General features: G+C 61.5%; 16 protein-coding genes. 6 read left to right on the top strand and 10 right to left on the bottom strand.

The features are described from left to right. Positions 1–16: 16 nt before the first annotated feature. The 7 genes from HBJ59_RS05700 to pilM all read right to left on the bottom strand — a co-directional run bounded on the left by HBJ59_RS05700 (position 17) and on the right by pilM (position 6,985). Complete coding sequence (locus HBJ59_RS05700; RefSeq protein WP_167662965.1) at positions 17–1,582, bottom strand: SPOR domain-containing protein; 1,566 nt, start codon at positions 1,580–1,582, stop codon at positions 17–19. Positions 1,583–1,592: 10 nt separating this feature from the next. After that, on the bottom strand, positions 1,593–2,693 hold the full coding sequence (gene aroB, locus HBJ59_RS05705; protein ID WP_167662966.1) for a 3-dehydroquinate synthase: 1,101 nt from the start codon (positions 2,691–2,693) through the stop codon (positions 1,593–1,595). 147 nt (positions 2,694–2,840) lie between these two features. Further along, a complete protein-coding gene (gene aroK / locus HBJ59_RS05710) occupies positions 2,841–3,359 on the bottom strand; it encodes a shikimate kinase AroK (RefSeq protein WP_003209345.1) in 519 nt (172 codons plus the stop codon). Between the two features lie 4 nt (positions 3,360–3,363). Continuing rightward, complete coding sequence (locus HBJ59_RS05715) at positions 3,364–4,701, bottom strand: type IV pilus secretin PilQ (protein ID WP_167663435.1); 1,338 nt, start codon at positions 4,699–4,701, stop codon at positions 3,364–3,366. Between the two features lie 69 nt (positions 4,702–4,770). Continuing rightward, positions 4,771–5,784, bottom strand: a complete 1,014-nt coding sequence (locus HBJ59_RS05720; RefSeq protein ID WP_167662967.1) for a pilus assembly protein PilP — start codon at positions 5,782–5,784, stop codon at positions 4,771–4,773. Further along, the gene (locus HBJ59_RS05725; RefSeq protein ID WP_167662968.1) at positions 5,781–6,332 is read right to left on the bottom strand and encodes a PilN domain-containing protein; all 552 of its coding nucleotides are present in this window, start codon (positions 6,330–6,332) and stop codon (positions 5,781–5,783) included. Before HBJ59_RS05725 ends, HBJ59_RS05720 begins: the two co-directional genes overlap by 4 nt. Then, positions 6,332–6,985: a type IV pilus biogenesis protein PilM gene (pilM, locus tag HBJ59_RS05730; protein ID WP_167662969.1), complete on the bottom strand. Its 654-nt coding sequence runs from the start codon at positions 6,983–6,985 to the stop codon at positions 6,332–6,334. Before pilM ends, HBJ59_RS05725 begins: the two co-directional genes overlap by 1 nt. A 220-nt stretch (positions 6,986–7,205) precedes the next feature. Here pilM and HBJ59_RS05735 point away from each other — a divergent pair, with 220 nt between their 5' ends. Next, positions 7,206–9,671 carry a penicillin-binding protein 1A gene (locus tag HBJ59_RS05735; protein ID WP_371916627.1) on the top strand — a complete coding sequence of 822 codons (2,466 nt, stop codon included), beginning with the start codon at positions 7,206–7,208 and terminating at the stop codon, positions 9,669–9,671. A gap of 213 nt (positions 9,672–9,884) precedes the next feature. Here the strand turns inward: HBJ59_RS05735 and HBJ59_RS05740 are convergent, their stop codons facing one another. The 3 genes from HBJ59_RS05740 to rpmE all read right to left on the bottom strand — a co-directional run bounded on the left by HBJ59_RS05740 (position 9,885) and on the right by rpmE (position 12,407). Beyond that, positions 9,885–11,153: a malic enzyme-like NAD(P)-binding protein gene (locus HBJ59_RS05740; RefSeq protein WP_076018080.1), complete on the bottom strand. Its 1,269-nt coding sequence runs from the start codon at positions 11,151–11,153 to the stop codon at positions 9,885–9,887. A 182-nt stretch (positions 11,154–11,335) separates the two neighbouring features. After that, the gene (locus tag HBJ59_RS05745; RefSeq protein ID WP_372241438.1) at positions 11,336–12,106 is read right to left on the bottom strand and encodes a thermonuclease family protein; all 771 of its coding nucleotides are present in this window, start codon (positions 12,104–12,106) and stop codon (positions 11,336–11,338) included. A gap of 58 nt (positions 12,107–12,164) precedes the next feature. Then, entirely contained in the window at positions 12,165–12,407 is a 243-nt protein-coding gene (rpmE, locus tag HBJ59_RS05750; RefSeq protein ID WP_076018081.1) for a 50S ribosomal protein L31, read from the bottom strand. A 297-nt stretch (positions 12,408–12,704) separates the two neighbouring features. Here rpmE and HBJ59_RS05755 point away from each other — a divergent pair, with 297 nt between their 5' ends. The 5 genes from HBJ59_RS05755 (at position 12,705) to hslU (ending at position 19,764) form a co-directional block, all read left to right on the top strand. Continuing rightward, positions 12,705–14,924 (top strand): primosomal protein N', encoded by a 2,220-nt coding sequence (locus HBJ59_RS05755; RefSeq protein ID WP_076018082.1) that lies wholly within the window; start codon positions 12,705–12,707, stop codon positions 14,922–14,924. A 234-nt stretch (positions 14,925–15,158) separates the two neighbouring features. Then, on the top strand, positions 15,159–16,895 hold the full coding sequence (gene argS / locus HBJ59_RS05760) for an arginine--tRNA ligase (protein WP_167662971.1): 1,737 nt from the start codon (positions 15,159–15,161) through the stop codon (positions 16,893–16,895). A 1-nt stretch (position 16,896) separates the two neighbouring features. Beyond that, on the top strand, positions 16,897–17,601 hold the full coding sequence (locus HBJ59_RS05765) for an SPOR domain-containing protein (RefSeq protein ID WP_017478234.1): 705 nt from the start codon (positions 16,897–16,899) through the stop codon (positions 17,599–17,601). Positions 17,602–17,857: 256 nt separating this feature from the next. Further along, positions 17,858–18,388, top strand: a complete 531-nt coding sequence (gene hslV / locus HBJ59_RS05770) for an ATP-dependent protease subunit HslV (RefSeq protein WP_003209323.1) — start codon at positions 17,858–17,860, stop codon at positions 18,386–18,388. Between the two features lie 38 nt (positions 18,389–18,426). Next, entirely contained in the window at positions 18,427–19,764 is a 1,338-nt protein-coding gene (hslU, locus tag HBJ59_RS05775) for an ATP-dependent protease ATPase subunit HslU (protein WP_076018085.1), read from the top strand. The last annotated feature ends 126 nt before the right edge of the window (positions 19,765–19,890 follow it).

The raw sequence follows: 19,890 nt of genomic DNA on the forward strand, positions 1-19,890 counted from the left end.
TAAGGCCGCCGGATCTTCAGCGAGTTGTTGCCAGTTCTTGTTGGACGCTGGCGACAGTGCGAGGCCAAGGTTTACCAGCCTGAACCTTCGCTGGCAAGGCCTTGATAGCGGATTCAGCTGCTGCGCGGCTGGAGAAGTTGCCGTAAGTGATCACGAAGAGAGGCTTGCCGTTGAGCACTTTCTTGAAATAACGGTACTCGCCGCCCTGCTCTTTCACGAACGCCTGGGCGTTGGCTTCGGAGCTGGTACCCAGGATCTGCACCACGAAGTTACCGGTAGGCTGGCTGGTGTACCAGCTGCTGCCGGCGGCACCGGCCTTGGCCACGGTCACAGGTTTTTCAGCAGGCTTGGCGGCAGGCGCTGGTTTGGCCACCGGCGCCGGGGCTACTGGCTTCGCAACTGGCGCTGGCTTGGCGGTAGCGACTTGAGCCGGCGCAGGCGTCGGAGCCGGTGCTGGCTTGGCAGCTGGCTGACCCGCCGGCACGCCCGCAGGTGGCGCGGTGGTGGTCACGGTCGGCGGCGTGGCGCTGGAGCCCTCTACCGGCACGCCGTCGTCGCCTTCGGAAATCCCGCCGGCTTCTTCGGCGAGCGGGCCGCGCATCACTGGCTGGCCAACCATCGGCAAGTTGGTCGGTTGGCCGGAGTTGGCGAACTCAACGTTCGGTGTTGGCTTGCCCAGTGGCAACTGCGCCTGTTCGGTTGGCGCGCCAGCGGTGGTCGGGGCCTTGTTGCGACCTGGAATCAACCAGGCGGCGGCGACAGCGACCACGACAACGGCAGAAATTGCCAATACGTGCTTCTTAGGCATAGTGAACCCCATCTTTGGACGCTTGACCGCAGAGCGGCTGGCAATCATGGCTTCGATCATGGCATCGCGGGCAACCTGGTTGATGGTGCCAGGCCAGCCGTCGGAGCTTTCGTGAATATCAGAGATCTGCGAAGCAGAGAAAAGTTCGATGCCCTGCCCTGCGCCTTCCAGCCGTTGGGCGAGGTATTCGCGGGTTTCTTCTTCTTCGTAAGGCTGCAGTTCGATGACGTGGAACAGCTCCTGCTCGCCGCTGATCTGCTCAAGTTCGGCAATCAGCGAAGACTCGCCGAACAGGAACACATGCGGACGACCTTCAGGCGTACCGGCCGCCAGGGCCAGCAACGCTTCCAGGGCGGATTCGTCGAGCTGCTCGGCGTCGTCCACCAGCAGGTAGACTTCCTGGCCGGTCAGGCCCAGTTGTACCACTTGCTTGAGGATCGCATTCGGCTCGGCAGAGGACACGTCCAGGGCCTGGGCCACTTGGCGCAACACGCCCGCCGCATCACCGGCACCACGGGCGGAAACCACCACGCTCTGCACAGACTGCTTGTTGGTGCTGGCCACCAGCGCCTGGCGCAGCAAAGTCTTGCCGCTGCCCAGAGGGCCGGTAACCACCAGCAACAGCTGGCTGTAGCGCGCGAGGTGGTGCAACTGCCCGAGCACCGGCTTGCGTTGCGCAGGGAAAAATTTGAAACCAGGCACCCGTGGAGCAAAAGGGTCGTGGCTTAACTGGTAATGGCCGAGGAACGCCTCGTCGGCATGCAAACTAGTCATCGGGATCTTATTAACCTTTAAGCTGGGCCAGGGCGCGGTAATCCGCTCCCAGCGTGGCCTGTAAAATCTCTTTCGGATAATCGTCGGTCACTACCGCTTCGCCCATTCGGCGCAACAGCACCAGTCGCAGTCGACCGTCGATCACTTTCTTGTCTATTGCCATATGTTCGAGAAAATCTGCCTCAGTCATCTCCTCGGGAGGAATGACCGGCAACCCGGCGCGCTGGAACAGGCGGATCCCGCGATCACGCTCCTGGGCACTGATCCAGCCCAGGCGTTGCGACATCTCCAATGCCATCACCGTGCCAGCCGCTACGGCCTCTCCATGCAACCACACACCATAGCCCATGTGAGTCTCGATCGCATGGCCGAAGGTGTGGCCGAGGTTCAACGTAGCGCGTACGCCCGACTCACGTTCGTCGGCATTCACCACCAACGCCTTGGCAGCGCAGGAGCGGGAAATCGCTTCGGTCAGCGCCACCTGGTCGAGGGAGCGCAGGGCGTCGACATGCTCTTCAAGCCAGGTCAGGAACGGCTCGTCGCAGATAAGGCCGTACTTGATGACTTCCGCCAGGCCCGCCGACAGCTCTCGGGGCGGCAGGGTGTTGAGGGTGGCGGTGTCGATCAGCACCACATTCGGCTGATAGAACGCACCGACCATGTTCTTGCCCAGCGGATGGTTGATGCCGGTCTTGCCGCCCACCGACGAATCGACCTGGGACAGCAACGTGGTCGGCACCTGGATAAAGTCCACGCCGCGCTGGTAGCAGGCGGCCGCGAAGCCGGCCATGTCGCCGATCACTCCGCCACCCAGCGCTACTACGGTGGTGCGACGGTCATGACGGGCAGTCAGCAGGCCATCAAAGATCAGTTGCAGGGTTTCCCAGGTCTTGAAGGCCTCGCCGTCGGGCAACACCACCGAGATCACCGAATACGCCGCGAGGCTGCGGCTCAGACGCTCAAGATACAACGGCGCGACCGTTTCATTGGAGATGATCGCCACTTGCCGCCCGGCAATATGCGGGGCAAGCAACTCGGGCTGGTCCAACAAACCTTCGCCAATATGGATCGGGTAGCTGCGCTCGCCAAGATCGACCTTAAGTGTCTGCATGTGTCCCCGCGTTGAAGATGAAAGCAGGCGTATTGCCCTACGTTAACGTTGTCGGCAACGTCGGGATCTGACGCTGCCTGATGGCTCTACGCCACAACTCGGACGGTCATGACGCGCCGCCGAGAATAGCGCATTTCGGCTCTGGCTTTAACGGGGTGGCAACTGCGCCAGGCGCTCAAGAATGTCGAGAACGACCATTCGTGGCGGCCGCTCATCGGTTTCCACCACCAGATCGGCGATTTCCCGATACAGCGGATCGCGCAGCGTCAGCAGGTCCCGCAGGGTTTTTGCCGGGTCGGCGGTACGCAACAACGGGCGATTGCGATCGCGAGCGGTGCGGCCCACCTGCTGTTCGACAGAAGCATGCAGATAAACCACGCGACCTCCGGCATGCAGTGCCCGACGATTCTCATCACGCATCACCGCGCCGCCGCCGGTGGCCAATACCACGCCGTCACAGCCACACAGCTCGGCAATCATCGCCTGCTCGCGGTCGCGAAAGCCCAGTTCGCCTTCCTTATCGAAGATCCACGGGATATTGGCACCCGTGCGCAATTCAATTTCCTTATCGGAGTCTTTGAATGGCAGGCGCAGCTCTTTGGCCAGCAAACGGCCGATGGTGCTTTTTCCAGCCCCCATCGGTCCAACAAGAATCAAATTTCGCACAGAATCAACGACTCACAGCAATCGCCTGGTTATTCATAATACGCGGAGTCAGGAACACCAGCAGCTCGGATTTTTTCTCCGAAACCACATCCCGCCGGAAAAGGCGGCCAAGATACGGCACATCGCCCAAAAATGGCACTTTATCTACCACTTTGCTTTGAGTATTGGAGAAAACTCCACCAATCACGATGGTCTCGCCGTCCCTCACCAGCACCTTGGCGTTAACCTCGTTTTTCTTGATCGGCGGCACGTCATTGAGTTTGTTCAGGTAGTCAGGCTCGTCCTTGGTGACCTTGACCTCCATGTTCACCCAGCCGTCCGGGGTGATTTGCGGCGTTACCTCCAATGACAGCGAGGCCTCCTTGAACGACACCGAGGTAGCACCGGTGGAGCTGGATTCCTGGTAGGGAATCTCGGTGCCCTTGAGGATTCGTGCGGTTTCCTTGTCGGAAGTGACGACCTTGGGCTGCGAGACGATTTCACCGTTACCGGTTTTTTCCATGGCGGTGAGCTCCAGGTCCAGCAACAGGTTGTCGGTGATAAAGGCGATGCCCAGGCCGGCACTGCCGTTGACCGTACCCAGGTCCACAAACGGCGAGCTGGGCGGGTTTTCAGGCGGCTCGGCGCCTTCGGCCAGCGGTTTCCTGATCCCGCCAGCGCTCCAGTTACCCCGATTGACCTGCCCACCCCAGCGCACGCCAAGGCTTTTGTCGTAATCCACATTGGCCTCAACGATCCGAGCCTCGATCATCACCTGCCTTACCGGAATATCCAGTTGCGCCACAATCTTGCGCAGCTCCTCCAGCCGCTCCTGGGTCTGGTAGGCGATGATGTTGTTGGTGCGATCATCCACCGCCACCGAGCCGCGCTCATCGGTGGCACCTTCCAGGCCCACGGCCGACTGAAACAGCTTGGCCAGGTCCGAAGCCTTGGCGTAATTCACTTGCAGCAGCTCACGTCGCAGCGGTGCCAGCTCGGTCATTTGCTTGCGCGACTCCAGCACCAGCAACTCGCGGGCGGCCAACTCCTCGGCCGGCGCGACCAGCAGCGCATTGGCCGTCACACGTTTATCCAGCCCCTTGGTTTGCAGCACCAGATCCAGCGCCTGATCCCAAGGCACGTCCTTGAGGCGCAAGGTGATCGAACCCTGCACGTCGTCGCTGGCCACCAGGTTGAGGCCGGCAACGTCGGCAATCTGCTGCAACACCGCGCGCAGTTCGATGTTCTGGAAGTTGAGGGACAGCTTGTCACCGGTAAATGCCACGCGCTCGGTACTCAGGGGCGTATTACCAGGTGGCGGCAGGTGAATCAGGTCGATTCGATTGGGCACAGCCATGACCATCGGTGCCGTGAACGCTATCCATAGCGCCACACCGAAGGACGAAAAAGTCCTTTTCATTGTTTGTTTCCGTTATGAGTTCACGTTCAGTGCAAGGGTTTGCAAGCGTTCCAACCAAGCGCCCTGGCCATCCGGGAAAAGCTCGGCCAGTTCGACATGGGAGTCGTGGATTGCCGTGATGCGCCCGTGGTCCGGCCCCAGGTAATCGCCGATTGCCAACCGATAGACAGACGACGCGCCGCGCAGCAGCACGAAGGTTTGTGTACCAAGGGACAAGGTTCCAACCATTTCAAACTGATCCAGGGCGACGCTTTCAAGAACTCCGCGCGGCCGGTCGAAATCAGGTCCAGCGGCCGGTTGCCCAGCGGGCCGCACCCGCTGACGAGAGGGCGACTGAAAAGGATCGCGCAAGGATGAAAAATCGTAGGCAACTGGCTCGGCGAGCGCCGGCGACGGTTGGTGCAAATCAGCCTCCAGATCATCATCCGCTTGACGGTTGTAGCGATAAGTCTTCGCTACCAGGCTGAGGCGCAATCCTGAGGGATCAACATGGCTGAACGCCAAGTCATGCACCGTGACGATCCTTGGCATGCCCGCCATGCCGCTGATGAACGCCGCCAGATCGTGAAAGGCTCCGGTGACACCTATCTGCATGGGCGACTCGATGTACAGGGTGCGAGGCTGGTCATCCAGCAGGTCGATGGCTTCCAGCACCAAGCCATTGGTGGCACTCAGGCGGCCAATGTCTTCAAGCAGGCCGGGCACTTCGGTATCGGCAGGCAGTTGCCGCAACAGGTTGGTGAAACGGCCTTGCATCGTTTCGAGGTCACGGGCCTGAGACTCCAGTCCGGCCACCTGAACGGTCTTCAGCGCAACCTGCTGCTCAAGCACCACTTCCTGCGCCTCCAGCTGGCGCAATTGCTCTCGTGCCCCGCTCAAGTAGAAGGTGTTGCCCGCTACCCACAGCAGGCAAACCACCGCGCCACCCAGCAAAGCCTTGCCCGGCAGCGGCCAGTCGGCGGCGTTTCGGTAGAGCTGGGCGATGTCGAGTTCCGTCAGCCTTGGCAGGCCTGACGCCCCTCTCATTGGCCTGCCTCATCCGAATGACCATGGCGAACCGTCAACTGAAAGCCATTGCCGTCGCCCGCTTGCGCGCCGCGAACCCGTTGAAGCCGGGGCGACTGCAAGGCGTCGGCAGCCTCGAGACCACGCATGAACTGAGCAACGTCCTGGTTCGATTCGGCAGTGCCGCTGATCGAGACAGAACCACCATCAACGCTGACTTCACGCAATTGCACACCTTCCGGAACGGCACGGGCCAGTTGATCCAACAACTGAGCACCCGCCGAACGGTCGTCCTGCAAACCCTGCACAACTTTCATCCGCTCCATCAACTGCTGGCGTTGCTCATGCAGCTCGTCGATCGCTTTCATTCGCGAGTCGAGCCCGGTCACGCCCTGGCTCAACTGGCTGTTGCGGGCCAATTGCCGATCAATTGCGCGATCGATCACCTGGTCTGCCAGCCATACCGCAGCCAGCGCCACAACCGCAGCACCCAGCAAGAACACCAGAAAATACTTGCGCCGCCGCTCATTCCGTTCTGCGCGCCACGGCAGCAGGTTGATTCGTGTCATCAGTCGAAACTCCTCAGGGCCAACCCGCAGGCCACTCCCATTCCCTGGGCATCCACGGCCCATTGCGCGCCATCGACACGACGGCCCGGCGTGATGCTGTCCGAAGCCTGCCTGCCCGCGCGAGCCAATGCAAATGCTTCGACATCCACGATCCGCGTCCCCAGGCCCGCCAGGTCCAAAACCGCCTCACGGGCCTCGACCTGTTCCTTGAGGCAGGCGACAAGCAGCACATCGACGCACTGAGGATCACGGGACGAAGGGCCCTGCACCTGAAAGTCGATGGCCACATCCTCCAACGGATAAGGAATGTACTGGTCTGCTTCCGAGTAGATTCGACGCACCATTTCAGCCTCAGTGAGCCCTGCGTCCATCTCGAGCACACGGGTAATCACCGAAGGCCCGGCGACGGCGACGGCGGCATGTCGGAGCGAGGTATGCGCCTGTACCAGCGCCCTGGACAGTGCCTGTGCGACGGCATCGAAATCCATCACGCTGCTGTCGACCACCGCATGGGCCGGCAACTGCTGCGTGGCGTAACCCCGGACGCTGAAGCCGACGCCTGAAACCTCCAGTTCCACCAGCTTGATGCCGGCGTCATTGATGTCGATACCCAGGACGGCATCGGCTTTTCGCCTGAAAAATCCCTTTCTCATAAAACTCCCCAAAACTTTCCCTGTCTTACGGACTGATTGTTGCCAGGCTTCCTGCATTCGGTCGGCTTGTGTGAGCGGCACGAATGACGCCCGAAGCCGAAAAATGCTTTAATGCCCAGCGTTTTTTCCCGCGTTTATCTGCTGGCCGGGTCGATCCACCGCTTGCCGTGCATGCCCCGACGCCTAACCCATTCTTTTCCTTGGAAATCCAAAAGCCTTGATTCGTCTGCTGAAGTTTTTCGGGTACTCCATTGTCGCGATCGTCTGCGGGCTGATGCTCGTGCTCAGCGGGGCCTATCTCTACCTTAGTCCGGGTTTGCCCTCCGTAGAGGCCCTGAGAAGTATCCAGTTGCAGATTCCTTTGCGGGTCTACAGCAGCGATGAAAAACTGATCGCGGAGTTCGGCGAAATGCGCCGCACCCCGATCCGTTTCGCCGACATTCCACCCAATTTCATTAACGCCCTGCTGTCGGCTGAAGACGATAATTTCGCCAACCACTATGGCGTTGACCCAAGCAGCCTGGTGCGCGCCGCCACGCAGTTGGTAAAAAGCGGACACATTCAGTCCGGTGGCAGCACCATCACCATGCAGGTCGCGAAGAACTTCTTCCTCACCAGCGAACGCAGCTTTTCCCGCAAGGCCACGGAAATTCTCCTGGCGTTGCAGATCGAACGTCAGCTGACCAAGGACGAGATCCTTGAGCTGTACGTCAACAAGATCTACCTCGGCAACCGTGCCTACGGCATCGAGGCGGCTTCACAGGTTTACTACGGCAAGTCGATTCGTGATGCCAGCCTGGCGCAGATGGCCATGATTGCCGGCCTGCCCAAGGCGCCTTCGCGCTTCAACCCGCTGGCCAACCCGGCGCGCAGTAAAGAGCGCCGCGACTGGATCCTGGGCCGCATGTACAAGCTGGGCAAGATCGACCAGGCCGCGTACGAAAGTGCCGTGGCAGAGCCGTTGAACGCCAGCTACCACGTGCCGACGCCGGAAGTGAACGCACCTTATATCGCCGAAATGGCCCGTGCCGAGATGGTCGGCCGTTATGGCAGCGAGGCGTACACCGAAGGCTTCCGCGTGACCACGACGATTCCTAGCAACCTGCAGGAAATCGCCAACAAGTCAGTACACGATGGCCTGGTCGCCTACGACCAGCGTCACGGCTACCGCGGCCCCGAATCTCGCCTGCCGGGCAAGACCCTCAGCGCCTGGACCGTTGAGCTGGGCAAACAACGCCCGATCAGCGGCCTTGAGCCGGCCATCGTCACCCAGGTGAAGAAAGATGGCGTGCAGGTACTGACCCGCACCGGCGAAGAACATGTGTCGTGGGACAGCATGAAATGGGCTCGCCCGTTCCTGAACACCAACAGCATGGGTGCGATGCCCAAGCAGCCGTCGGACGTGGCCCAGGTCGGTGACTTGATTCGCGTGCAGCGCCAGAAGGACGACAGTCTGAAGTTCAGCCAGGTGCCCGTGGCACAGGGCGCCCTGGTGTCCCTTGACCCGCAGAACGGTGCGATTCGCGCCCTGGTCGGCGGGTTTGCCTTCGAGCAGAGCAACTACAACCGCGCCACCCAAGCCAAGCGCCAGCCGGGCTCCAGCTTCAAGCCGTTCATCTACAGCGCCGCCCTGGATAACGGCTACACCGCCGCCAGCCTGGTCAACGATGCACCGATCGTGTTTGTCGACGAGTACCTGGACAAGGTGTGGCGCCCGAAGAACGACACCAACACCTTCCTCGGCCCGATCCGCGTCCGCGAGGCGCTGTACAAGTCGCGTAACCTGGTGTCGATCCGCCTGCTACAGGCAATGGGCGTCGGCAAAACCATCGACTACATCACCCGCTTCGGCTTCAACAAGTCGGACCTGCCGCCCAACCTGTCGTTGGCACTGGGTACCGCCACGCTGACGCCAATGGAAATCGCCACCGGCTGGAGCACCTTTGCCAACGGCGGCTACAAGATCACGCCGTACCTGATCGACAAGATCGAAAGCCGTAACGGCGAAACCCTGTTCACTGCCAACCCGCCACGGGTACCGGGCGACGTGGTCAATGGCGTCGCAGCCACTGACGGCCAGGCAGCACCGACCAACGGCGGCATCACCATCGAGCCGACGCCAGGCGAAGCCCCGGCAGCGGGTGCACCTGCCACACCTGCCGCGCCGCAAGCGCCTGCCGTGGCCGAACGTATTGTGGATGGCCGCACCACCTACATCCTCAACAGCATCCTGGAAGACGTGATCAAGAAGGGTACCGGTCGTCGCGCCCTGGCCCTGGGCCGCGCGGACATCGCCGGCAAGACCGGTACCACCAACGACTCCAAGGATGCATGGTTCTCTGGCTACAACGCCGACTACGTGACCACGGTATGGACCGGTTACGACCAGCCGGAAAGCCTCGGTCGCCGGGAGTTCGGCGGCACCGTCGCGCTGCCGATCTGGATGAGCTACATGGGTGCTGCGCTGAAGGATATGCCGCCGCATACCCAGCCGGAGCCGGAAGGCATTCTCAGCTTGCGGATCGACCCGGTCAGCGGTCGTGCGGCAGCGCCGAGCACGCCGAATGCGTACTTTGAGCTGTTCAAGAGCGAGGACACGCCGCCGTCGGTCAACGAGTTGGGCAATGGTGTTGCACCGGGCAGCCCGCTGCCGGCGGATGAGGCGGCACCGATAGATTTGTTCTAACCCTGATCCGCGGGATGAACGCAGATCCAATGTGGGAGCGGGCTTGCTCGCGAAGGCGGAGTATCAGGCTCATATGGGCCGACTGACACACCGCCTTCGCGAGGCAAGCCCACTCCCACAGTTGGATCACCGCAAGGCACGAGCTAATTGCCAGCCACAAAAAAAGCCCCGACTCGCAAGAGCCGGGGCTTTTTGTTGGTGCGCTACAACGGCTTAGCCGTTGAACACATCGTCCACGCTTTGCAGCGGGTAGTTCTTCGGATACGGCAGGGTAGCCACACCGGTCTCGATCGCAGCTTTAGCCACGGCATCGGAGATCAGGGTGATCAGGCGCTTGTCCATTGGTTTCGGGATGATGTACTCACGACCGAATTCCAGTTTGGCGCCACCGTAGGCATCACATACATCCTGAGGCACTGGCAGCTTGGCCAGTTCGCGCAGGGCGTTGGCCGCAGCTACTTTCATCTCTTCGTTGATGCGCTTGGCGCGAACGTCCAGGGCACCACGGAAGATGAACGGGAAGCCCAGTACGTTGTTGACCTGGTTCGGGTAGTCCGAACGGCCGGTGGCCATGATCACGTCGTCACGGGTGGCGTGGGCCAGTTCCGGGGAGATTTCCGGATCCGGGTTGGAGCACGCGAACACGATCGGGTTGGCTGCCATGGACTTGAGGCCTTCGGCGCTCAGCAGGTTCGGGCCGGACAGGCCAACGAACACGTCTGCACCGTCAAGGGCGTCAGCCAGTGTACGCTTGGAGGACGGATGCGCGAACATCGCCTTGTACTGGTTCAGGTCGGTACGCTCGGACTGAATCACGCCCTTGCTGTCGACCATGTAGATGTTTTCCAGCTTGGCGCCCATGCTCACGATCAACTTCATGCAGGAGATGGCCGCAGCGCCGGCGCCCAGGCAAACAATCTTGGCTTCGCCGAGGGTTTTGCCAGCGATTTCCAGGGCGTTGATCATGCCGGCCGCGGTAACGATCGCGGTGCCGTGCTGGTCATCGTGAAATACCGGGATGTCGCACTGTTCGATCAGGGCCTTTTCGATCTCGAAGCACTCAGGTGCCTTGATGTCTTCCAGGTTGATGCCACCGAAGGTGATGGAGATGCGCTTTACGGTGTCGATGAAAGCCTGCGGGCTTTCGGAATCAACTTCGATGTCGAATACGTCAATGCCGGCGAAGCGCTTGAACAGCACGCCTTTACCTTCCATGACTGGCTTGGAAGCCAACGGGCCGAGGTTACCCAGGCCGAGGATCGCGGTGCCATCAGAGATCACTGCAACCAGGTTGCCTTTGCCGGTGTACTTGTAGGCCAGTTCAGGATCCCGGGCGATTTCACGTACGGGCTCGGCAACGCCAGGGCTGTAGGCCAGCGACAGGTCGCGGGCGGTGGCAGTGGCTTTGGTGAGCTCTACACTCAGCTTTCCTGGACGAGGATGGGCATGATATTCGAGAGCGGCAGTTTTCAAATCAGACATATCGGCATTCCGCTTTTACTGTTGGTCGACGGACCGCCGAGGATACGCGTGTCGCAAAGTCCCTACAAGACTGGGCAGTCACAGGTGTCAAGAGCCCTGCCCTACGACTTTTGGCCAAGAGCCACGGGATACAAGGGCTCAACTGTTCACAATCGCACTAAAAAATGTCTACAATTTTTTTCTTACGGCACCCGCTGAAGCATGCTTGGATCAGTCAGTGGCAGCAGCCAGCGCGCCTGGTCATTTTTCAGGGCGCCGCGCCGGGAACGGTCCTGCACCCAGCCGCGCGCTTCGATGGACTGACCCTGCAAACCCTTCAACAGCGTGCTGTCGAACGTGGCCATCAGATTGGGTGCAATGCGTAATACCAATGAGCCCCGCAACTCAATCCAGACTCCGCCGCGATTGCGTTCGACTTTGCTCACCTGGCCGCTGACCACGGCAAAGCCCGAGCGCCGGATCTTCGCCGCGTCTACCACGGGCGACTGGCGCCACACCCCCAACCGGGCCTGGCGGGCGCTGCGTTCGGCGGCTTGCTGGCAGGCGACCAGTTCCACATTCGGCGCGACTGCCACCTGGAAACCCAGGCCTTCGGCGAGCAACTGCGCCTCCAGATTTGCGCCATTGGCGCCGTAAAGATGGGCCAGGGTGCGACCGTAACGGTCCTTGCTCTCCCGGCCAGGCACCACGCCAACTCGCCCGCCGTTCGCGTCCACCAGGCTTTGCAAGCGCTCGCGGGCGGCCACGGCGAAAGGCTCGTCAGTGCGTCCCTTCTTGCCGGTTTCCGGGGCATTAACGCCGATCATGCGTACGCTGCGGCCATCCTTGAGGCGCACCGTGTCGCCATCCACCACTCGCTGCACATCGAAGGTAGCGACATTGCCGGGCGCCGGGCAGAACACCTCGGCCTGGGCCGGCGCCAGCCAAATCGCAGACACAAAAAAGGCGCCCACAAGGGGCGCCTTTTTTATCAACAAAGAAAAGCCAAACAGGCTTTTCAAGCCGATCGCCTTACTCAGCTTCTGGAGCTGGAGCAGCAGTTTTAGCTGCGCCGAAAGCACCGAAACGGGTCTTGAAGCGATCAACACGGCCGCCAATATCCAGAGTCTTCTGCTTACCGGTGTAGAACGGGTGGCACTCGTTGCACACGTCGATTGGCAGAGCTTTGCCGAAAGTCGAACGGGTTTCAAACTTGTTACCGCAGCTGCAGGTAACGTCGATGGCAACATAGTTTGGATGGATATCGGCTTTCATGGTGTATTCCTCAGGCTAGCGTGCCGCCAATCAACACTATTGTTGAATACCGCACGTAATTAGGCCGCGGATTCTACCAGACCTTTTTAAACGCGCAAGAAGCACCGCGGCCCCTTTCATCAGAAAAGCGCGGCATACCCAACACCCTGTGGGAGCCGGGCTTGCCCGCGATGCAGGCGCTGCGGTGCCTCAGGTGCACTGTGTCGATACTATCGCGGGCAAGCCCGGCTCCCACATCCACCGCCGGTCTGCTAGGCTCCCGCCCTTCTTCGCCGCCCGTCATATGAGAACCCCCGCGTGCCCGACGCCATTTTGCGCCTCGCCCTGCCCTCGCCCCTGCGCCGCCTGTTCGATTATCGGGCTCCTGCCGGTGTATTGCGGTCGCAGTTGCAGCCCGGCATGCGCGTGCGCGTGCCGTTTGGCCGGCGGGAGATGATCGGCATCCTGGTGGAAGTCGCCGATCACAGCGAAGTGCCCGCCGAGAAGCTCAAGCCCGCCGTGGCGATCCTCGACGCCACGCCGCCGCTGCCACCCGCGCTGTTCAAGCTGTGCCTGTGGACCTCGCAGTATTACCAGCACAGCCTGGGCGACACCTTGAGCTGGGCGCTGCCGGTGTTGTTGCGCCAGGGCGAGTTGGCCGAGGCGCGCCAGGAGCGTTTCTGGTCGATGGTGCCCGGGGCGCGCATGGATGACCCGCGCATCGCCCGCGCCCCGCGCCAGCGTGAAGCCTTGGCAACCCTGGCCCAGCATCCCCACGGCGTCGCCCATCAGCTGTTAAGCAAGCTGATGCTGAGCAAGGACAGCCTGGACTTGCTGCTCGCCAAGGGTTTGGTGCAGGTGGAGATCCGCAAGCACGCCCCCGGCGAACGCCACGAACACTGGCTGGCCCAGCCGGAGCTGCCGCTCAACCCCGAACAACGCGCCGCCTGCGAGGCGATTCGCGCCGGTTTCGACAGTTTCCACGCGTTCCTGCTGGCCGGCGTCACCGGCAGCGGCAAGACCGAAGTCTATTTACAGCTGATCCGCGAAACCCTCGAGGCCGGCAAACAGGCGTTGGTGTTGATCCCCGAGATCAACCTCGGCCCGCAAACCCTGGCGCGCTTCGAGCAGCGCTTCAACGCGCGCATCGCCCTGGTGCACTCGGCGGTCAACGACCGCGAGCGCCTGGAATCCTGGCTTGCGGCCCGGGACGGCGAGGCCGACATTATTATTGGAACACGCTCGGCGCTGTTCACGCCGATGAAAAATCCCGGGCTGATCATCATCGACGAAGAACACGACGGCTCCTATAAACAGCAGGAAGGCCTGCGCTACCACGCCCGCGACCTGGCGCTGGTACGCGCCCGCCAGGAAAACATCCCGATTGTGCTGGGTTCGGCCACGCCCTCCCTCGAAAGCCTGCACAACGCCTACACCGGGCGCTACGGCCTGCTGCGCCTCAACGAGCGGGCCGGCGGCGCCAAGCAACCACGCTTCCTGCGCCTGGACGTGAAAAGTCGCCCGCTGGACAGCGGTATTTCCGGGCCCATGCAACAAGCCATCGGCCAAACCCTCGCGGCGGGCCAGCAAGTGCTGGTGTTCCTTAACCGCCGGGGTTTTGCGCCGACGTTGCTGTGCCACGACTGCGGCTGGATGTCCGAGTGCAAGCGCTGCGACGCGCGAATGACCGTCCACCAGCGTTCCGGCGAGCTGCGCTGCCATCACTGCGGCCATGTGGAACGGGTGCCACGTCACTGCCCGCAGTGCGGCAAGGTCGACTTGCGCCCGGTGGGCGCAGGCACCGAGCGCGCCGAGGAGCGGCTGGGCATTCTGTTCCCGGATTACCCGGTGCTGCGGGTCGACCGTGACAGTACGTCGCGCAAGGACGCGATGAATCAGCTGTTCGCCACGATCCAGAAGGGCCAGCCGTGTATTTTGGTGGGCACACAGATGCTTGCCAAAGGGCATCACTTCCCACGGGTGACCCTGGTGTCGATCCTGGATGCCGACGGCGGGTTGTTCTCCGGGGATTTCCGCGCCAGCGAACGCATGGCACAGCTGATCGTGCAGGTCGCAGGCCGTGCCGGGCGGGCTGAAGAGCCAGGCAAGGTGATCATCCAGACGCACCTGGCCGACCACCCATTGCTGATTCAACTGACAGAACAAGGCTACTTTGCCTTCGCCGAGCAGGCCTTGAGCGAACGCCGCTCGGCCGGCTTGCCGCCGTTTGCGCATCTGGCGCTGCTGCGGGCCGAGGCGCACAAGCCGGGGCAGGCCGAAGGTTTCCTGGATGAAGCGTGCAGCGAGGCTGAACGTTTGCTGGGGGAGCTGGGTCTGACCGGCATCGAGCTATTGGGCCCGGTGCCAGCACCGATGGAACGCCGCGCCGGGCGTTACCGAGCCCAGCTACTCTTGCAAGCCAGTGCCCGCGCCCCGCTGCATCGTCTATTAAGCAGCTGGTTACTTGCGCTGGAGCAAATGCCCAGTGGTCGCCAGGTGAGATGGTCGTTGGACGTAGACCCGGTAGATTTGTACTAGACCCCTGTGGCGAGGGAGCTTGCTCCCGCTGGGCTGCGAAGCGGCCCCAAAAAAGCCGGGAGCGCTACGCACTCCAGCGGGAGCAAGCTCCCTCGCCACAGCAAGCTCCCTCGCCACAGGTTAATCGTCCGTCAAGGTCCAGCGAAGGTTGGCAAGCCCGCCCTCGCCACGGATAATGCCCAGTTTTTCCACCTGCGCATCGCGCGCCACCGCTTGCGGTCGAAAGAGAACACCATGAAAGACACCATTCGCCAGCTGATCCAACAAGCCCTCACCCAACTCGTCAACGAAGGTGTGTTGCCTGAAGGCCTGACGCCGGCGATCCAGGTGGAAAACACCCGCGACAAGACCCACGGTGATTTCGCCAGCAACATCGCGATGATGCTGGCCAAGCCGGCTGGCCTGAAGCCTCGCGACCTGGCGGAAAAAATCATCGCCGCGCTGCCGGCCGACCCGCAGGTGACCAAGGCTGAAATCGCTGGCCCAGGCTTTATCAACTTCTTCCAGAACACCCAGGCCCTGGCTTCGCGCCTGGACGCGGCCCTGGCGGATGCCAGAATCGGCGTACGCAAGGCTGGCCCGGCACAGCGCGTGGCTATCGACCTGTCGGCGCCGAACCTGGCCAAGGAAATGCACGTAGGTCACTTGCGCTCCACGATCATCGGTGACGGCGTGGCGCGGGTCCTGGAATTCCTCGGCGACGACGTGATCCGCCAGAACCACGTGGGCGACTGGGGCACCCAGTTCGGCATGTTGATGGCGTACCTGCAGGAAAACCCGATCACCAGCAACGAGCTGTCGGACCTGGAGAACTTTTACCGCGCCGCCAAGAAGCGTTTCGACGAATCCGAAGAATTCGCCGACCGCGCCCGTGGCCTGGTGGTCAAGCTGCAAGCCGGCGATGCCGAATGCCTGGAACTGTGGGGCCGCTTCCGCGAGATCTCGCTGTCCCACTGCCAGGAAATCTACGAACTGCTCAACGTCAAATTGACCATGGCCGACGTGATGGGCGAAAGCGCCTACAACGATGACCTGATCAACGTAGTCAACGACCTCAAGGCCAAGGGCCTGCTGGTTGAGAGCAACGGCGCGCAGTGCGTGTTCCTCGAAGAATTCAAGACCGCCGACGGAGAGCCGCTGCCGGTGATCATCGTCAAGGCCGATGGCGGCTACCTCTACGCCACCACCGACCTGGCCGCCGTGCGCTACCGCAGCGGCGTGCTGAAAGCCGACCGCGCCCTGTATTTTGTTGACCAGCGCCAGGCCCTGCACTTCCAGCAAGTGTTCGAAGTGGCGCGCCGCGCCGGTTTCGTCACCCACCCGATGCACATGGAACACATGGGCTTCGGCACCATGAACGGCGCCGATGGCCGCCCGTTCAAGACCCGTGATGGCGGCACCGTGAAGCTGATTGACCTGCTGAACGAAGCCCAGGACCGCGCCTACAACCTGGTGAAGGAAAAGAACCCGGAGCTGGCCGAAGCCGACCTGCGCAACATCGCCCGCGTGGTGGGCATTGGCGCGGTGAAATACGCCGACCTGTCCAAGCACCGCACCAGCGACTACAGCTTCAACTTCGAGCTGATGCTCAACTTCGAAGGCAACACCGCGCCGTACCTGCTGTATGCCTACACCCGGGTGGCCGGTGTGTTCCGCAAGCTGGGCAAGGACTTCAGTGAAGTCGAAGGCCAGATCAACCTTGAAGCGCCGCACGAGCAGGAACTGGCGGCCAAGCTGGCGCAATTCGGCGAAGTGCTGAACAGCGTCGGCGAGAAAGGCACGCCGCACATCCTCTGCACCTATTTGTACGAAGTCGCCGGTTTGTTCTCCAGCTTCTACGAGAACTGCCCGATCCTGACCGCAGACGACGAAGCTCAAAAGCAGAGCCGCCTGCGCCTCGCCGCACTGGCAGGACGGACCCTCAAGCAAGGCCTGGAATTGTTGGGCCTGGAAACTCTGGAGCGTATGTAAGTTGGCTGCCAAGAAAAAACCTGCACCCAAGCGCGGCGCCAGCCGCTACCAGGCACCTGCGAAGAAACCTATTCCGGGCTGGTTGTGGATGGCGATCGGCCTGACGGTCGGCGCGTTTGTCGTGTTCCTGATGAAGCTGGACCCGGGCAAGGGCGATGACGTCAAACGGGTCAAGCAAGAGCAGCAGAGGGCCACGAAAATGGCCGAAGCGAACAAGACCGTCCCGAGCCCGACTGCGCCGGTGAAGCCGAAGTACGACTTCTACACATTGCTGCCGGAATCGGAAGTGATCGTGCCGCCGGATGCCGTGCCGGAGAAAACCCTGCCGACGCCGCAGCCTGTGCCGACTACACCGGTAACACCGGCGGAAGCGGCGAAAATCGACACTGCACGGGCCCAGGCGGCATTGGCCGGGATTACCCCGCCGCCACCGCCACCCGTTGCCACGACCAAAGCAGCGCCGGTGACCAAGTTCTTCCTGCAGGCGGGCTCGTTCCCGAAACAGGCGGATGCGGACCGCGTGCGTGCGCAGATCATTCTGCTGGGGCAGGCGGTGACGGTGGAGTCCGGGACGGTTAAGGATGCGACCTGGTATCGCGTGCTGGTAGGGCCGTTCAGCAACCGTGAACAGCTGACCGTGGCGCAGAAACAACTGGCGGGTGCAGGGTTTAGCAACCTGTTGTTACAACAACGCCAAAGCCGCTGATTGCGAGAACATAGCAGTACCCATGTAGGAGCGGGCTTGCTCGCGAAGGCGCCAGATCAGTCAATATTTCCAGTGACTGACACACCGCATTCGCGAGCAAGCCCGCTCCCACATTTGATTTTCATCGCCGTCAGGACCGAGACCGACACATAAACACCACTCGTCCGCCCTCCCGTCCTACAGTTGAAATCCCCCCCGCCACCCCCATATGAGTTCCATCAGGGCATTTTCGCCCCGCAGCGTGGAGACTCTCCCCTTGACCACCATCGTTTCAGTTCGCCGCCACGGCAAAGTCGTCATGGGCGGCGACGGCCAGGTTTCACTTGGCAATACCGTGATGAAAGGCAACGCGAAAAAAGTCCGTCGCCTGTACCACGGCCAGGTCCTCGCCGGTTTTGCCGGCGCCACCGCTGACGCCTTTACCCTGTTCGAGCGCTTTGAAGGCCAACTTGAGAAGCACCAGGGCCACCTGGTCCGTGCCGCCGTCGAACTCGCCAAAGAATGGCGCACCGACCGCTCCCTCAGCCGCCTCGAAGCCATGTTGGCCGTCGCCAACAAAGACGCCTCGCTGATCATCACCGGCAACGGCGACGTGGTTGAACCCGAAGAAGGCCTGATCGCCATGGGTTCCGGCGGCGGTTACGCCCAGGCCGCAGCCAGCGCCCTGCTGAAGAAAACCGACCTGTCGGCCCGGGAAATCGTCGAGACTGCCCTCGGTATCGCTGGCGACATCTGTGTCTTCACCAACCACAACCTGACCATTGAGGAGCAGGACCTCGCCGAATAAGCCGCAGGCTTATTCCCGCTTGAGGACCGCCAATTACTATGTCCATGACTCCCCGCGAAATCGTCCATGAACTCAATCGCCATATCATCGGCCAGGACGATGCCAAGCGCGCCGTTGCCATCGCCCTGCGTAACCGCTGGCGCCGGATGCAACTGCCCGAAGAATTGCGCGTTGAAGTAACCCCCAAGAACATCCTGATGATCGGCCCGACCGGTGTCGGTAAAACCGAGATCGCCCGGCGCCTGGCCAAACTGGCCAACGCTCCGTTCATCAAGGTCGAAGCCACCAAGTTCACCGAAGTGGGCTACGTGGGCCGTGACGTCGAATCGATCATTCGTGACCTGGCCGACGCTGCTCTGAAGCTGCTGCGCGAACAGGAAATGACCAAGGTCAGCCATCGCGCCGAAGACGCCGCCGAAGAACGCATCCTCGACGCCCTGCTGCCACCGGCACGCATGGGTTTCAACGAAGACGCGGCACCGAGCTCGGATTCCAACACCCGCCAGCTGTTCCGCAAGCGCCTGCGTGAAGGCCAGCTGGACGACAAGGAAATCGAGATCGAAGTCGCCGAAGTGTCCGGCGTCGACATCTCCGCACCGCCTGGCATGGAAGAAATGACCAGCCAGTTGCAGAACCTGTTCGCCAACATGGGCAAGGGCAAGAAGAAAAGCCGCAAGCTCAAGGTGAAGGAAGCACTGAAACTGGTGCGTGACGAAGAGGCCGGGCGCCTGGTCAATGAGGAAGAACTCAAGGCCAAGGCCCTGGAAGCGGTCGAGCAGCACGGCATCGTGTTTATCGACGAGATCGACAAGGTGGCCAAGCGCGGTAATTCCGGCGGCGTCGATGTCTCCCGCGAAGGCGTGCAGCGCGACCTGCTGCCGCTGATCGAAGGCTGCACCGTCAACACCAAGCTGGGCATGGTCAAGACCGACCACATCCTGTTTATCGCTTCCGGTGCGTTCCACCTGAGCAAGCCGAGCGACCTGGTGCCGGAGCTGCAAGGCCGTCTGCCGATTCGCGTTGAGCTGAAAGCGCTGACGCCGGGCGACTTCGAACGCATCCTCAGCGAACCGCATGCGTCGTTGACCGAGCAATACCGCGAACTGCTGAAAACCGAAGGCTTGGCCATTGAGTTCCTGCCGGACGGTATCAAGCGTTTGGCCGAGATCGCCTGGCAGGTCAACGAGAAGACCGAGAACATCGGTGCCCGTCGTTTGCACACCTTGCTGGAGCGCCTGCTGGAGGAAGTTTCCTTCAGTGCCGGCGACATGGCGGGCGCGCAGAATGGCGAGGCGATCAAGATCGACGCCGACTACGTCAACAGCCACTTGGGCGAATTGGCGCAGAACGAAGATCTGTCTCGTTATATCCTGTAAGGCTTACGCAGGAACCGCTCTGCTTTAATGTGGGAGCGGGCTTGCTCGCGAATGCGGTGGGTCAGTTAATGCAACTGTGACTGACACACCGCATTCGCGAGCAAGCCCGCTCCCACATTTTAAAGC

The organism is Pseudomonas sp. AN3A02, assembly GCF_011765255.1.
Classification (GTDB): Bacteria; Pseudomonadota; Gammaproteobacteria; order Pseudomonadales; family Pseudomonadaceae; genus Aquipseudomonas.